Annotated in this window: 15 protein-coding genes and 1 pseudogene; all 16 read right to left on the minus strand. The window is 44.6% G+C overall.

What is annotated here, in order from left to right:
• Window positions 1-2: 2 nt before the first annotated feature.
• Window positions 3-1,124, minus strand: coding sequence for a UDP-2-acetamido-2,6-beta-L-arabino-hexul-4-ose reductase (wbjC, locus tag DN062_RS16325; RefSeq protein ID WP_112160366.1), 1,122 nt, complete (start codon window positions 1,122-1,124; stop codon window positions 3-5).
• Window positions 1,125-1,127: 3 nt separating this feature from the next.
• The gene (locus tag DN062_RS16330; protein WP_112160367.1) at window positions 1,128-2,162 is read right to left on the minus strand and encodes a polysaccharide biosynthesis protein; all 1,035 of its coding nucleotides are present in this window, start codon (window positions 2,160-2,162) and stop codon (window positions 1,128-1,130) included.
• A gap of 10 nt (window positions 2,163-2,172) precedes the next feature.
• Window positions 2,173-2,964, minus strand: coding sequence for an AglZ/HisF2 family acetamidino modification protein (locus tag DN062_RS16335; protein ID WP_112160368.1), 792 nt, complete (start codon window positions 2,962-2,964; stop codon window positions 2,173-2,175).
• On the minus strand, window positions 2,965-3,585 hold the full coding sequence (gene hisH / locus DN062_RS16340) for an imidazole glycerol phosphate synthase subunit HisH (protein ID WP_112160369.1): 621 nt from the start codon (window positions 3,583-3,585) through the stop codon (window positions 2,965-2,967).
• Entirely contained in the window at window positions 3,582-4,718 is a 1,137-nt protein-coding gene (locus tag DN062_RS16345) for an N-acetyl sugar amidotransferase (protein WP_112160370.1), read from the minus strand. The genes hisH and DN062_RS16345 overlap by 4 nt, the downstream gene beginning before the upstream one ends.
• 108 nt (window positions 4,719-4,826) lie before the next feature.
• The gene (locus DN062_RS16350; protein WP_112160371.1) at window positions 4,827-6,086 is read right to left on the minus strand and encodes a hypothetical protein; all 1,260 of its coding nucleotides are present in this window, start codon (window positions 6,084-6,086) and stop codon (window positions 4,827-4,829) included.
• 19 nt (window positions 6,087-6,105) lie between these two features.
• The gene (gene pseI, locus DN062_RS16355) at window positions 6,106-7,158 is read right to left on the minus strand and encodes a pseudaminic acid synthase (RefSeq protein ID WP_112160372.1); all 1,053 of its coding nucleotides are present in this window, start codon (window positions 7,156-7,158) and stop codon (window positions 6,106-6,108) included.
• Window positions 7,155-7,670: a UDP-4-amino-4,6-dideoxy-N-acetyl-beta-L-altrosamine N-acetyltransferase gene (gene pseH / locus DN062_RS16360; RefSeq protein WP_205126761.1), complete on the minus strand. Its 516-nt coding sequence runs from the start codon at window positions 7,668-7,670 to the stop codon at window positions 7,155-7,157. Before pseH ends, pseI begins: the two co-directional genes overlap by 4 nt.
• The gene (gene pseG, locus DN062_RS16365) at window positions 7,667-8,755 is read right to left on the minus strand and encodes a UDP-2,4-diacetamido-2,4,6-trideoxy-beta-L-altropyranose hydrolase (protein ID WP_112160373.1); all 1,089 of its coding nucleotides are present in this window, start codon (window positions 8,753-8,755) and stop codon (window positions 7,667-7,669) included. The genes pseH and pseG overlap by 4 nt, the downstream gene beginning before the upstream one ends.
• The gene (gene pseF, locus DN062_RS16370; protein WP_112160374.1) at window positions 8,752-9,456 is read right to left on the minus strand and encodes a pseudaminic acid cytidylyltransferase; all 705 of its coding nucleotides are present in this window, start codon (window positions 9,454-9,456) and stop codon (window positions 8,752-8,754) included. Before pseF ends, pseG begins: the two co-directional genes overlap by 4 nt.
• Entirely contained in the window at window positions 9,453-10,613 is a 1,161-nt protein-coding gene (gene pseC, locus DN062_RS16375) for a UDP-4-amino-4,6-dideoxy-N-acetyl-beta-L-altrosamine transaminase (RefSeq protein WP_112160375.1), read from the minus strand. Before pseC ends, pseF begins: the two co-directional genes overlap by 4 nt.
• Window positions 10,614-10,637: 24 nt before the next feature.
• Window positions 10,638-11,885, minus strand: a complete 1,248-nt coding sequence (locus DN062_RS16380; RefSeq protein ID WP_112160376.1) for an MATE family efflux transporter — start codon at window positions 11,883-11,885, stop codon at window positions 10,638-10,640.
• A 584-nt stretch (window positions 11,886-12,469) separates the two neighbouring features.
• Window positions 12,470-12,694, minus strand: coding sequence for a hypothetical protein (locus DN062_RS18490; protein ID WP_133256774.1), 225 nt, complete (start codon window positions 12,692-12,694; stop codon window positions 12,470-12,472).
• 298 nt (window positions 12,695-12,992) lie between these two features.
• A complete protein-coding gene (locus DN062_RS16385) occupies window positions 12,993-13,253 on the minus strand; it encodes a hypothetical protein (protein WP_112160377.1) in 261 nt (86 codons plus the stop codon).
• Window positions 13,254-13,258: 5 nt separating this feature from the next.
• Window positions 13,259-13,612, minus strand: a complete 354-nt coding sequence (locus DN062_RS16390) for a hypothetical protein (protein ID WP_112160378.1) — start codon at window positions 13,610-13,612, stop codon at window positions 13,259-13,261.
• A gap of 242 nt (window positions 13,613-13,854) precedes the next feature.
• Window positions 13,855-14,689, minus strand: a pseudogene (gene tnpC / locus DN062_RS18935) (IS66 family transposase); the annotation flags it as partial.

The following is a 14,689-nucleotide window of genomic DNA, read 5'->3' on the forward strand; positions in this document are numbered from 1 at the left end:
GGTTACACGTCGGTCGGTGTTAATGGGCAGGTATAGGTATCTGGCTTTTCCCGATCAAAGATCTCATTCGCCCAGAGCATAACAATCATTTCATCATCACCGATATTGGTAATATCGTGCGTCCAGCCTGGCATGGTCTCCACGATCTCCGGTTTGTCCCCCGTGGTCACCCACTCATGAAACTCGCCAGTCTGCATATGGCAGAACTTAAAACGGGCGGTGCCCTTGATCACCAGAAACTTTTCCGTTTTAGTATGGTGATAATGACCGCCACGGGTAATACCAGGATGCGCCGTGAAATATGAAAACTGCCCCGCATTCGGGGTTTTTAACATTTCCACAAACACCCCGCGCGAATCGCCGTACTTGGGCACCTCGTACGCAAAGCGCTCTTTCGGAACATAACTCAGATAGGTTGAATAGAGGGCGCGCACTAATCCGACACCCACAGGCTCCGTCACTAGTGTTTCGCGGCTGTCGCGGAAACGGTAAAGCTGTTCGGCCAGCTCACCGACCGACACCTGATAAGTTGGCTGAACGGTTTCGAAGGCCTCGCCCGGTTGTTTTTTATCCATCAACGCCAAAAAATGCGCGATAACGTCGTCTATATAGACGAGGTTGATCATTGCCGCTGGGTCGTTAATTTGGATGGGTAAATGATGCGCGATGTTGTGGCAGAAGGTCGCTACAGCTGAGTTGTAGTTCGGCTTTGCCCACTTACCAAACACATTCGGCAAACGGAATACCGAAACCGGTACCTGGTGTTGATCACGCAGAGTCAACAAGGCCTCTTCTGCCTCACGCTTTGACACGCCATAAGGATTATCCAGTTCAGCCTGAATAGAAGAGGTATAAAGAATGGGCGCTTTACAACCCGACGCCACAAACGCATCCGCTAATTGCTGACTTAAGCCTGTATTACCACGCTCAAACTCTTCAGGATCTTGTGGACGGTTAATGCCCGCCAAATGAAACACACACTCCACGCCCACGAGCATCGATGCTAAATCATCTGCTGAGTGTTCACGGGTAAAGCGAATCACCTCAACATTCTTGCGTTCTGACAGATGCACCAACAAATTTTTGCCAATAAATCCATCGGCCCCCGTTACCAAAACACGCATTGTTTACTCCTCTGGGTTTACGTAACGGCCTTCACGCAGTTCACGAATAAACTCCAACTTTAAGAGCAGTTGCTGCATACCCGCAACATCAAGACGTTGAGTATTGTGCGAATTGTAATCACTCGCGTGCGAGATTTTTTCTTCGCCCTGCTCAACAAACTTGGAATAGTTTAAATCACGTAGGTCGGGTGGAATGCGATAATACCCCCCTAAATCTTCGGCGCAGGCCATTTCTTCACGGCTGAGCAGCGCTTCATAGAGCTTCTCTCCATGACGGGTGCCGATGATGTTAATCGGATAATTTGGCTTGCCCAACAGATCCGACAACGCATGGGCCAAGACTTCAACGGTCGCGGCGGGAGCCTTTTGCACGAACATATCGCCGTTATTCCCCTTTTCGAAGGCATAGAGCACGAGGTCGACTGCATCCGCCAAGGTCATCATAAAACGGGTCATGTTTGGGTCGGTAAGGGTCAATGGCTGCTCAGCCCGCATCTGATCGACAAACAGTGGAATAACCGAGCCCCGAGAAGCCATCACGTTGCCATACCGCGTACCGCAAATCACGGTCTTCGTCGGGTCGACATTGCGTGACTTCGCTACCATGACCTTTTCCATCATCGCCTTAGAAATACCCATGGCGTTAATTGGATAAACGGCTTTATCGGTGCTTAAGCACACCACGCGCTTGACTTCGTTCTGAATGGCGGCCTCTAATACGTTTTCAGTCCCAATGACGTTGGTTTTTACCGCTTCCATCGGGTGAAATTCACAAGACGGGACCTGCTTAAGTGCCGCTGCATGAAAAATATAATCCACACCACGCGTAGCATTCAACACCGCTTGATAATCGCGCACATCCCCAATGTAAAACTTTAATTTAGGATGCGAATACCGCTTACGCATATCATCCTGTTTTTTTTCATCACGGCTAAAAATACGGATTTCGGCAATGTCTGTGTCTAAGAATCCATTCAGTACCGCATTACCGAAGGAGCCAGTGCCTCCCGTTATTAACAAGACTTTATCTGTAAACAAAACTGACTCCTCATCCCTTCATATTTAATGCATCGCGACAGAGCTGTATTTTCTGCTCTGGTGACGGGTAATTAATCAATACCGCGCGATACTTGCCTTTAAAAACAAACAAACTGCCAGCCGCCGCACCCACAACCCCAAGCTTCGAAATCAACTGGTGTAGGTGATCAAGTGAACCCGCTCCTCCAAGAAACGTAACCGGTACTCTTAGTCGACTTTTGAACTCAGCTGCATACTCCAGATCATAGCCCTGCATGAGGCCATCTTGATCGACAAAATTAATAACGATCTCACCAGCACCTGCGTCTTGCAACTGCTTTGCCATGTCCAAAGGATCTGACTTAACCGCTTGGGTGGCATTGTGAATACACAACTCGTATCCCTTGGCGAAAAAGCCTTTTTTCTGACGCACATCCAACACAGCGACCACAGACTGACGACCTACCGCTGCAGCTATTTCAGTCAACAATGTTGGATTGCGAATGGCTGCAGAACTAACGGCGACTTTTTCGACCCCCATATCAATGATACGTGAGGCTTGTTCTGCAGACGTCACACCGCCACCGTAGCACAGAGGCATACGACATTCAGCGGCTAATTTGGCGATCATATTAAAGTCTGGTGCAGCGCCTTTTACCGCCGCATCAATGTCGAGCACCATCAACTCATCGGCTTCTTTCTCATTAAAGATTTTAACCGCATTAATCGGGTCTCCGACATACTTGGGGTCTTTAAAGCGCTGGGTTTTAACCAATCCACCTTGATGCACAAGCAAACAAGGAATAATTCGAGGTCTCAGCATTTAAGACAGCTCCGCAAAATTCTTTAGCAACTGAACACCCCAATGATGGCTTTTTTCAGGATGACACTGCACGCCATGAATATGCCCCTGCGAAACCACAGCATCAAAATCCAGGCCATACTGCGCGCGTGCTGCAACATTCTTTTTATCCGCGGCATCAAAATAATAGGAATGCAGAAAATAAAACTGCGGAGCCGCATCAAAGCCACGGGAAAAAAGTAAGGAATTGGGCTGAGGCTCCAGTGTGTTCCACCCCATATGCGGCATCGGCAGGGCGGCACTTTGTGGATGATCGGCAAAGGCTCTCACACGACCGGGTATCCAACCTAACCCGGGTAACTGTCCCTCATCAGACCCTTCGGCTAGCATCTGCATCCCTACGCAAACGCCCACCACGGGCACCTTCTGCTCAAGCACCAACGCATCCAATGCGGCTCGCATGCCTGAGTCATTCAGCCGCTGCATCGCATGATCGAAATGACCCACACCCGGAATTACCAAACGGGTGGCATCCTTCAAATCCTCTGGGGTGATCGCACGTTCTGCCTGAATGCCTGAGCGTTTGAACAGGGTCATAAACGCCTGAATATTGCCCACACCATAATCCACAATTCGGATCAACGGAAATACCTCTTCTCTAAACCTAACCGACGCAAGGCATTCGCGCCTACACCAATTAACCATCGTTTATTTTTGTAATCACGATAGGTTTTTTTCGGCATATCGAATAAGGCTTGCAGTTCGTCAACCGATAAGCCCAGTTTATGCGCAACATACTCAAACTCTTGCTCTAAAAAATGCTCATCCATTTCAGGCCGAGAGATACGATCCAATGCGTCTTCTCGTGTCATCTGGCCCGTCATGATCAGACTCGAAAAGTGAGCGCGCCGTTTTTCGAAACCAAAACGGCGAGGTAGCCAGTAGTCTTCATAAAACCGAGTAAAGCGAGATTCATGGTGCTTATGCTTAAACCGCTGCCAACCGAAAAGGCGCTCCAATTCATCCTCGGCGTCTTTTTTGACATAAGGCACTAAGTTGAGCGGATGATGGACCTTCATGCCCAGTATTTTTTGATACCAGAGCTTATAAACCAGTATATCTGTTAAGGGAAAGGTTTTCAGGTCACCTTCACCAAACTGTTTCCAAATATCCCCAAAGAGGGTTTTATCAATACCAAGGTAACCGCCCCACTCTTCTGGCTCACGGCAGCACTCGGTCGAAAAGTTAGAGCCGGTAATAATGTGCTTGATGCCGTTCTGACGGGCAAACTTGTAGAGGCCAGAGAAAAAGGCGGCGTCTTGCACCAGATCTTGATCTGGAATGCCTGAACGTAGAAAGGCAACCTGAAGGCGCTTCATTTCTTCCCAGTTCACAACTTCGGTATACAGATCTAAGTCTAAGCCATCGACCAGTTTCTCGATGTTGCCAACCGCTTGGTCAGTATTCCACCCGGCATCGACATGAAACAGCAAGGGCCGTAAGCCCATTTTTTCTTTTGCAATATAGGCGGCGTAGGAGCTGTCTAAACCACCCGATAGACCGATGATGCAGTCAAAGTCATGGCCTTTAGCGCTTTGGCGAATTGAGTCTGCTAATTGCTGCAAATCAGACGCGCCCTTCGCGCCAGTATCCCAACTGGGTTTGATGCTGGCTTCAAAGTTATTGCAGTAGTTGCAAATACCTTCGTCATTGAATGCAATGTTTGGGTCTGATGTATTCATAATACATCGAGTACATATTTTAGCCAAACTCAATACTCCATTAGTTTTAAAATAAACGCTTTTGGCAATCTAACAATTTCCATCCATATAAAGCTAAATTTTTACCAAACATAAAAATTATACGTTTCGGAGAAAAGAAGGTCAAAAACTAAATTTTTTCCACCTTAACTCATTTTCAAGAGTATATATTAATTCATCAACAAACAAATCAGTTGATTGAAAATCGTGCTCTATCACTGTAACCCCTAACGCTCTATATTCATTTACCAATGTAGAAGGATAGGAAACTACTAAATCAACTGCTGGGTAATACTCTTTATCCTCAATAAAAAACCATTCCGCATTAATAACAGCGTCACTGGATTTTTGAACTGGATGCGGTTTGTAAAAAAAATCGATTTCAAAATTACTGCTTAACTTCGAAAACAAATCGAGATGAAAATCTTCACAGAGTGTATTGCCAACAATTAACAGTGTCTTTCTTTCTGAATCGATATCTGATAGAAGCAGTTTATACTCATAGAATATGCATAAAGGTTCAGCTACTTTAGCGTCTTTTTTAAGTATATGGCATTTGAAAATATTAAATTGATCAGAATTGTATGTATAGATACTATTAAGATTTTCTAACTTATATGGAAGTCCTTCTGGATAACCTAACATAGCCATTTTTTCATAGGTTGCAGTAAACTCCAGACCATGTTGAACTAGAATAAGCCTAGCCTGACCCTGTGTTGATTTTTTACGATGTTCGCAGTAAGTATCAAGCAAAACAGCCCAACGGTCATGATGCTCTGCTGTAACAAGAGTACCAGGGTTTATTTTATTCAGAGCCATATAGGTGACAATCCAGTCTAACGCTGTATAGCTTTGAAATAAAACAGAAGGATCATTTTCTTTAATTAAGTATAAGTGCACTCTTAGGGTAATATAAAAAGCCTTCAGCAGTTCAAAAAAGGTCAGAACCGACTGTGCACTAACACATTTAAGGGGGCTGTTAGTATTATTAAAATTAGGAACTGCTAGCCAGAAGGTCTCCTCATCTTTAGGAGCCGCTTGTTTTACAACCTCAAGTGTTCTATTACAAACCACTAATACAAGCTTATCAACCAATGATCCGGAAAGGGCTACTCTTCCTTTTCGCCTGCTTAAAATCATGATCAGCTTTAATATGAAGTAGAAAAAGGCTAGATACTTCCACAAAAAACCGACGACTCTCGAGCAGCTTATAACAAAACCAATAAATTTCGTTTTTTTTGTTATCCACAAAGCAGGTCTAGGAATATATCCATACTCCTTGGCTGACTTATTAAAAAAATCATAGTAGAAAACATCAAAAGCAGACTGATTTCTAGCCGCCTTTAAAAAATGAGTACAGTAGTCGTCAATATTCAATTTCATCTAATCATCAAAATATAAGTTATAATAAGTTCTCTTTTTTCACTGGCGTGTTTGCTGATATATCGCAACTAGCTCTCATTCCTATTATTTGATGATACTCTCTTGGAAGCTCACCATACCCTGGCCTAACGCTACGAATACAATCCTCTGTAATGACATCACCCGCTTTCATATCCTTAACAAAATAAAGCGAACGCCTAAATTTCACATTACCCAGTTCACTCGATTTACGGCCATAGTCAATTTTGCCTAAGGCTTGCCAAGCTGTTTTACTATTCCGGCAGAGTTCGGCTAACTCCTTGGGTTCCAGTGAGAAGCTATCATCAGGTCCACCACCATTGCGATCTAGGGTAAAGTGTTTTTCAATGATAGAAGCTCCCAGCGCAACACTAGTGATGGCTGTTGTATTATCCAGCGTGTGATCAGACAATCCTGTTACCAGCCCGAAACGCTGAATCATATCGGGAATCGTGCGGAGATTGTAATCTTCCGCAGGTGCTGGATAGCCGCTAACACAGTGCAATATAGCCAGCTCTTTACAACCTGCCCCTTTTGCTGCATCTATTGCTTCTTGAATCTCCCTCTCATCCGCCATCCCTGTCGAAATGATCATAGGCTTACCTGTTCGTGCTACATATTCTATCAAGGGTAAATCCACCGCTTCAAAGCTAGCAATTTTATAAGCAGGTGCGTTCAAGTCTTCCAATAAATCAACGGCTGTCGTATCAAAGGGGGAACTGAAAATCGTAATTCCTAATGTATTTGCATACTCAAACAGAGGTTTATGCCATTCCCAAGGCATATGCGCTTCTTGATAGAGTTGATAAAGCGTTTTGCCATCCCATAAACCACCCCGAATCTGAAACTCTTCGGAATCACAATTCAAAGTGATGGTATCAGCTGTATACGTCTGCAGTTTAACTGCATCTGCGCCTGCCTTTTTAGCTTCTTCAATAATTTTCAGTGCTGTCTCAAGCTTACCATTATGATTAGCAGAAAGTTCCGCAATGATGTAAGGCGGCTGATCTAGTGCAATTCGTCGTCCAGCAATATTTAGGGTTTTCAATGTCATAAAGCTTCTCTTTTAATTGCCCACTCTGATTCAAGGAGTCCAAAGCAGAGTACATCATGGAAGGTTTCATTGATTTTAATATGATCTCGCAAACGTCCCTCATCAACAAACCCCAGTTTATGATGAAATCGGATTGATGCATGATTAAAGTCTAGAGCTTCGCCCGACACTTTATGTAGATTCAAATTCTGAAAGGCCCAATCGAGAACAGTTTTACCCAACCTTGTGCCTGTTCCCTTTTTCGCTTCCGGCGCAAGGTAAAACCCCCATTCAGCACGCTCTTTAGCCACCCTTAACTGAGCAAAACCACAGGGCTGACTCTCCTCGGAATAAATGAACAAATGACTATTTTGATCATGACTTTGTCGGTCAAACCACTGTTGGTGTTCAGCTGGCGAGATTTGATGTTGACTATACATATAAGCCCTAACATCGGGATGATTGCGCCAGGTAATTAACAAGGGCAAATCGCGATGCTCCACTCTTTTCAAAGAGCCTGTAAAAGTACTCATATTGACAGGCCTAAATGCTGAATAATACGCTTTGCTCCGCCACCATCCGTTACATGCAGGCACTCAAGCGTCATACGAGTAAGACTCTCTGGCACAAAATTCGAAAGTAAGTGATGAATGGATGTGTTCAAATTATCTACTTTTAAAAAAGTACATGCACCTTGGCTACTTAATCGATTAGCGATCATCTCCTGATTTTCAGCCAATACCAGCATAAGCGTCGGCAAACCTAAGCAACAACGCTCCCAAGAGGTAGAACCCGCTGCCCCTATGGCTAAGTCACTATTGGCCATTAATTCTGCCATATTGCTTACACCTACTTTCACTTGAGTCGGCCAAGGCATTGTTTTCGCATGTTTTTTGACCTCATTGATCCAAGGGGCAGTTGCCCCCATAACCACTGTTATAGCGCAATCCGATGGCAATGAACAACTATGAAGCGCATCTAGCACTTGGCCCGTCACATTGCCCTTATCGACACCACCGAGATTGATCAAAATATTCTGCAACCTAGCATCTTTACGACGCGCTAAGCTGTATTCACGCCAGTGGGTGAACTCCGGACGAAGCAGCGCATACATTGAGCCGCAGAGCAATTCACAGTGGCTTGGAACCCAGTCTATGTAGTCTTGAGTGTCGCGACCATAGGTTTGATCCAACAGCAGGTCACAATCATGTTGGCGATCAGCTAAATCATCAATCACCATTAGCTGGCGACAATAAGGCCGTAACTGGGACTCCCAAACTCTATCCAGTGCATAATGATCAACGATTAACCAGTCGGGCTGCAGAGTCTGCAATAGCAGAGCACATTCACGCGCATCTTCCTGCTGGCTGGCACCAAGCCATGCGGCGTGGGCAAGTGAGTCAGCAGGTGTTTCATCAGGTTTACAGGCTTGTAAAGGCAAGGCAAGGGCTTGATGGCCGCGCTGCTCAATCAAAGCACCTAAATGCCCTTCATGTTCACGATATATAAAATAACAACCCGCCCCAGCCTCACTTAAAGCATCCGCGAGCGTCAGACAACGCATAACATGGCCTGTGCCTATTTGGGTAGATGCGTCGACCCGGAAAACGATCTTCATGGATTTCCCTGCGTCGCTTGCATCGCTTTAAATAACCACTCCGCCCGTTCCCAGTCTTCCGGCGTATCAATATCCTGAACGCAGTGACGTGGTAACACCACAGGAGTGGAATAATTACCAAAGATTGGCTTACCGCTGAGCCAAGCGTCAGCTGTTCCCCAATAGAACTGACCTGCATCATGCCATGCTTCTTCCAAATCTTGGGAGCGTGTATGAAAGTGTTCAGGGTAAAACATTTCTACCCCTTGGGCAGTAGTCAATTTTAAAGCGCGTTGTATAGGAAAGGCATAACTGGTCACACTAAAAGCAAACTCAGCGCGCTGCTGCAAAAGTTGCTCTAACCCTGCTTGCAAGTACATGCTTTGAACAAAAGGCGCTGTTGCATAAATACAGCAAACAAGATCAATAGGATTATCCGTTTCTTTTTGTAAGCTATTGACTGCATGAGCAATAACAGGCTGAGTGCCAGTAAAATCATCACTCAGCTCGGCAGGTCGTATAAAAGGAACTTCGGCTCCATATGCCTTAGCAACGCCTGCAATTTCTACATCATCAGTTGATACAACTACTCGATCAAAACAGTTACTCTGCAACGCTGCCTCAATTGAGCGAACAATCATTGGCTTACCGCAAAAGTCTTTAATATTTTTGCGAGGAATGCGCTTGCTGCCGCCACGAGCTGGTATTATCGCTACTTTCATGTCAGCAATAGTTCTTTAAGCGCATCAACCACATAATCCTGCTGATCATCTGTTAAGGTAGGAAACATTGGAATACTGATCGCTTCTGCATAGTATTGCTCTGATTCAGGAAAATCGCCCTGTTTAAAGCCCATTTTTTCATAATAGGGTTGAGTATGAACAGGGATATAATGCAAGTTCACCATGATTTCTTTAGCACGTAACGCTTCAAAGACGTCAACATGCGAAAGTTTGATTTGATCCAACTTTAAGCGGATGACATAAAGATGGTAGGCGGAATAGCCATCCTTGTCTTGCCAAGGTGTGACCAAGGGTAAATCCGCTAATAGCGTGTTGTAGCGTTTCGCTATTTGGTGCCGACGCGCAACATAATGCATTAGACGATCCATCTGGCTTGCACCGAGCGCACCCTGCAGATCCGTCATCCGGTAATTAAAGCCAAGATCAACTTGTTGGTAGTACCAGGACCCTTCCATTGGCTTGGTCATTAAGCTTGGCGTTCTCGTAATACCATGACTACGAAGTAAGGACATTTTTTCTGCCAAGAATTCACTATTCGTGACGGCCATCCCTCCTTCAGCCGACGTAATGATTTTGACAGGATGAAAGCTAAATACAGTAATATCGCTAAAACGACAGTTACCAACAGGTTCATTCAGATACTTGCCACCGATAGCATGTGAAGCATCCTCAATAATTTTGAAACCGTATTTCTTTGCCAGTGCACTGATGCCTTTCATATCACAGGGCTGGCCACTAAAGTGCACTGGCACAACGACTTTAGGCAAGGTGCCATTTTGTTCAGCCTCAATGAGCTTATGCTCTAAAGCCGCCACGGACATATTGTAGGTTTTGGGATCTATATCAACAAAATCAACCTTTGCACCGCAATACAATCCGCAATTGGCCGAAGCTACGAAGGTGTTAGGGCTTGTCCAGAGCCAATCTCCTTCCCCTAGCCCCAATGCAAGGCAGGCTATATGCAAAGCGGATGTCGCACTGTTCACTGCAATGGCGTATTTTGCATTGCAATGCCTAAGTACCGCCTGTTCAAACCTTGGAACAGCGGGCCCCTGAGTCAGGTTCGACGATTTCAAAACATCGATCACTGCCTTGATGTCACTTTCCGTAATATCTTGACGGCCGTAGGGAATCATACTTATTCCTTTAATGATTGAGCGTTATGCGCTACTTATACCAAAAAAACGCTTAGGTGTTAAATATACGTATGCTGATAGCTTCCAGATGAGAATGACTAGCTGGGAAACACACAAAGCAGCCAGTATAGAGTAGTAACCCCAAATGCTTGAAAAAACAAAGGCTAAAATCAAAAATGAGCCAATAGAAGCTAGATGAGAATAAACGATGTGCCTATCATGCCGCTGTGAATACAGCGCATAATGAAAAATCATCCAAAATGCATTGATGATCATTGCAGCTAAAACCCAATAGTAGATATCAAAAAATTGAAAATAGACGGGTTTGTCGATCCAGTTCAGCAAGTATGGAAATACCAATAGGCTACCAATCAAAAATAACACACTAAACAATGAGACAAAAATCAACATCTCGCGCATGCATTTTTTATACATCTTCGAGTCATCATTTTTATACGCATGTATCAGCTTAGGGTAAACAAACGAAAATACAGCGGCATCAAGAAACGCAATTAACGTACCCGCCACGCCGATAAACAATACGTACGCCGCAACAATATCTAACCCAGCCAAGCCCTGTAACCAATAGCGATCAAAGGTAAAGACGCCTCTGAAGGCTAGGGTTGCCACCAACATAGGAATCGCTATTTTTACACCTGACACTATCCAACGAAAATCAACAGCCGTTGACCAACCGCCTAAGTTCATTTTTACAATTTTAAAGACAGAGAAGACAATCGCTAGAGATGAGCCCATTAGCCAAAAAAACAATACGTAGTCTAAGCGTCTGAAAGACTCATCTAACAGCATTAATCCTATAACCAACACGGCCCATAAGGCTTGATTCAGAAACAGCACAATACTGGCCGTCACTTGTTCTGAGGCAGCTATAAAAAAACGCATTAACTCCAAACAAATATGCTCAAGCACAACGAGGAAAAAAAACCATTTCAATAGGCTCCAAGGCAAAACATCCATATAAAACAGTAATATCAGCATTGGCAGAACAAGAATGTACAAAAGAAAAGTCAACAGTCCTTGACATTTAAGGAAGGAACCCCAGTATTGCTTACTGGCACTCGATATCTCTCTGGTGGTGTAGGTATAGAAATCCAAGCCAACAAAATACAATGAGTAACCTACAGCCGCCACGACCAGCCCGTAGATCCCCACATCCGTAGGGTCTAATAGCTTGACCAGCATAAATAGAAAGATGAAGCGGCTGATCATCACTAGAGCACGAATAGATATATTGATGATTCTTAGATGCATTCTACTATTGACTCACCTTCTATCTAAAAACCATTAATAAATTATTTAAGTCAAAGCATATTAAATCAGGAAAAATTATATATCAACGCAATTTTAAGTCAAACATAAAGAACATAAAATATATTGAAGTTTTAAATATTTATGAACATTTAATTTGATCATTTTGGAAGAGTTAATATATAGCTAAGCTGTATACTTGCTAGTATTATTCTGAGTCTGTAAGTTTAACTTACTACTACCGCGTCTACTGATTCAAATTCTAAATTTAATCCGTTTTTCTTCAAAACATGTATCAAGCGTCTCGCAGTGCGGATTTTCAACCTTTTAACCGCTGATTACTGATCAATAAATGTTCATTTTTAGTTTGGACACAAAGCCCCCCCTGCTGACCATTCAACTGGTTTCAAGCCATGCTAGTGGTAATGAAACGTGTCAACTCAATAACATTTCCAGCTGACGGTATACCTGATAGCTAGGACAATGGTATGCGAACCTAAGCACCCAACGACGACCGCGCTGCAGCATGCGTCGAGCCATTTGAATATCGATCGGCAAAATCGAATCAGGATGAGCTCTGCTGTGCCCTATTCACACCAAACGCCTTCGTCAATCACCAACCTAAGACCCAAGAACATTGGTTTTGCGAGACCTCTCAAGCGCAAAGAGGCTTCGATTGACGCAAACCCCTCTGATGGCCATGAAGGACAATACTTAACGGTTCGGAATAAGGATTCAGAGTAAGGGTTATCATTGCTAACACGTGGTCGACTATGAGAGGCTAGCGTCGCTTTTAAAGTATAAGACGTCATAGGAGCACCATTGTCAGAGTAAAAACCAGTGGCTTATGCCAGCAGTCTTCTCAGCTCGATCAGCTGCTTGGCCAGCTCTCCTCATTCTGCAATATGAACTTCCCAAGCAATGATCTTTCGGCTGTAAATGTCCATCACAAGGTATAAATACCAATACTGACCTTTAACAGTTGAGGGTATATAGCTAATGTACCAGCTCCCCACTTTGTTAGGCGGCCACGATGATTCAACTGCTAATGCTTGTGTAAGACGCGATAGAGGGTTGATTCTGAAGCACCCTGATCTGCTAGGAATGGCACTATTTGTGAAGGTGGCAAGCTGCGATAGTCAGATAAATGCAGGTCATGATGATCCCATTCTCTTCTTCAATCGTCAGTTGATGAGGCTGAATACCGAGTTTACTATCAGGTCGACGATCTTCTTGAGTAACACCATCAGCGGATCGCCAGCGTTTCAACGTACGATGACTCAACCCCATGATTTGTGACGCATTTTGATGTGCGGCGCCACTATTGACCGCTTCATCAAAGTATTCCAATAGCCTTGTACGCTCAGACAACGGCGTTAGCTGTCCTCGTTGTCCTGATCTGCTCCATACAAGGCTTCGAGCTTTTTTGAGAGCATCAACAGTGAAGTAGTCTCAGCCAGTACTAGATCTTTACGTCTTACTTCCGCTTGAAGCTTTTTAATGGTTTTTCGATCATCACGCTGTTCTTTCTGTAACAGTTGTTCTTGGCTTTTTTGTTGTGATGCGCCTTGGATACACGCCGCTTTCCACCGCTGAACCTGTTCAACATAGAGGCCTTTTTCACGGCAATATTGACTGAGCTCAGCCTCTGAAAGACAGGCAGTTTCAATAACAACAGCAAACTTGGCTTCGGGTGGCCAATCATCAGCAGTATTTCGATCACCTGGCACAGGAACTCCTTTTAAACGTAAACGCTCATTTTAAGACGTTATTGACATAACAATAATAGCCATGAGCAATGCCTAACATCACCAGCCAGCTCAACATTTAGGACTTTTTCCTATATACACTCAAGTCACTAGGCAATAAAGTTATATCAGACAGAGGGGCAATGGATAGCCGCAACTCTCAAGGCGAGAGCCTCTGTCTTCCCTCAGGATCGGACGAGTGCTGCAGGGATGCAGCGAAACCATCAAGCCGACTGGAACTCAATTTTTCGATAAAGATCCGACCGCAACGGCTGATCTACAAACCGCTCCTTCCAAACTCTTGGCGTTAACTCCAACACTCGGCTCGCCGGATGCTCATTAACTTGCAACTGCACGTCTGTCAGATAGGTATAAGGATCGATATCATGCAGTTTACAGGTACTGATCAGGCTCTGGATAATACCAACATGTTCAGCACCCAGTTCAGTCCAGCAGAATAGCCACGCCTTTCGCTCCATCGGGATTGGACGCAGAGTTCGTTCCAGATGATTGGTATCCAAGGGTACGTCTGGATCTTCTAAAAACACCCGTAATGCTGTCTTTCGTTTCAGCACATAATGAACCGCTCGCAACAATGGACTTTTCGGCGTCAAATCGTTGCGCAGCAACTGTTGCTCACACCACTCATAGAATGCATCCACCTGCGGCTTGCTGTGCTCAAGTCGGTATAACTGTTTTTTCTCACCACTCAATTTCTGTGCTCGGATCTCGTCTTCGACTTGATACAGCAGTGCAATATGATCCAGTGTCTGACGTACGGCCGCAGGCTCTTTTCAATAAACTGTCGCCGACTGTGTACCCAGCACTGAACTTGGATGACTCCCTCATTCTTTGCCACATACGAAGCATAAGCAGAATAGCCATCACTAATTAGCGTGCCATTGAACTGATGTTTCAGTGTGTTTTCGATATGCTGCCGTCCTCGACTGGACGAGAAGGTAAACACGACCTCATCCTGATCACCATAGAGTGGCCAGAACCAGCTTTGCTTGAGTTTACCTTTTGTCGCCTTGCCTGCCTTGATCGGCGTTTCATCCA

It is taken from the genome of Nitrincola tibetensis (genome assembly GCF_003284585.1).
GTDB classification, from domain to species: Bacteria; Pseudomonadota; Gammaproteobacteria; order Pseudomonadales; family Balneatricaceae; genus Nitrincola; species Nitrincola tibetensis.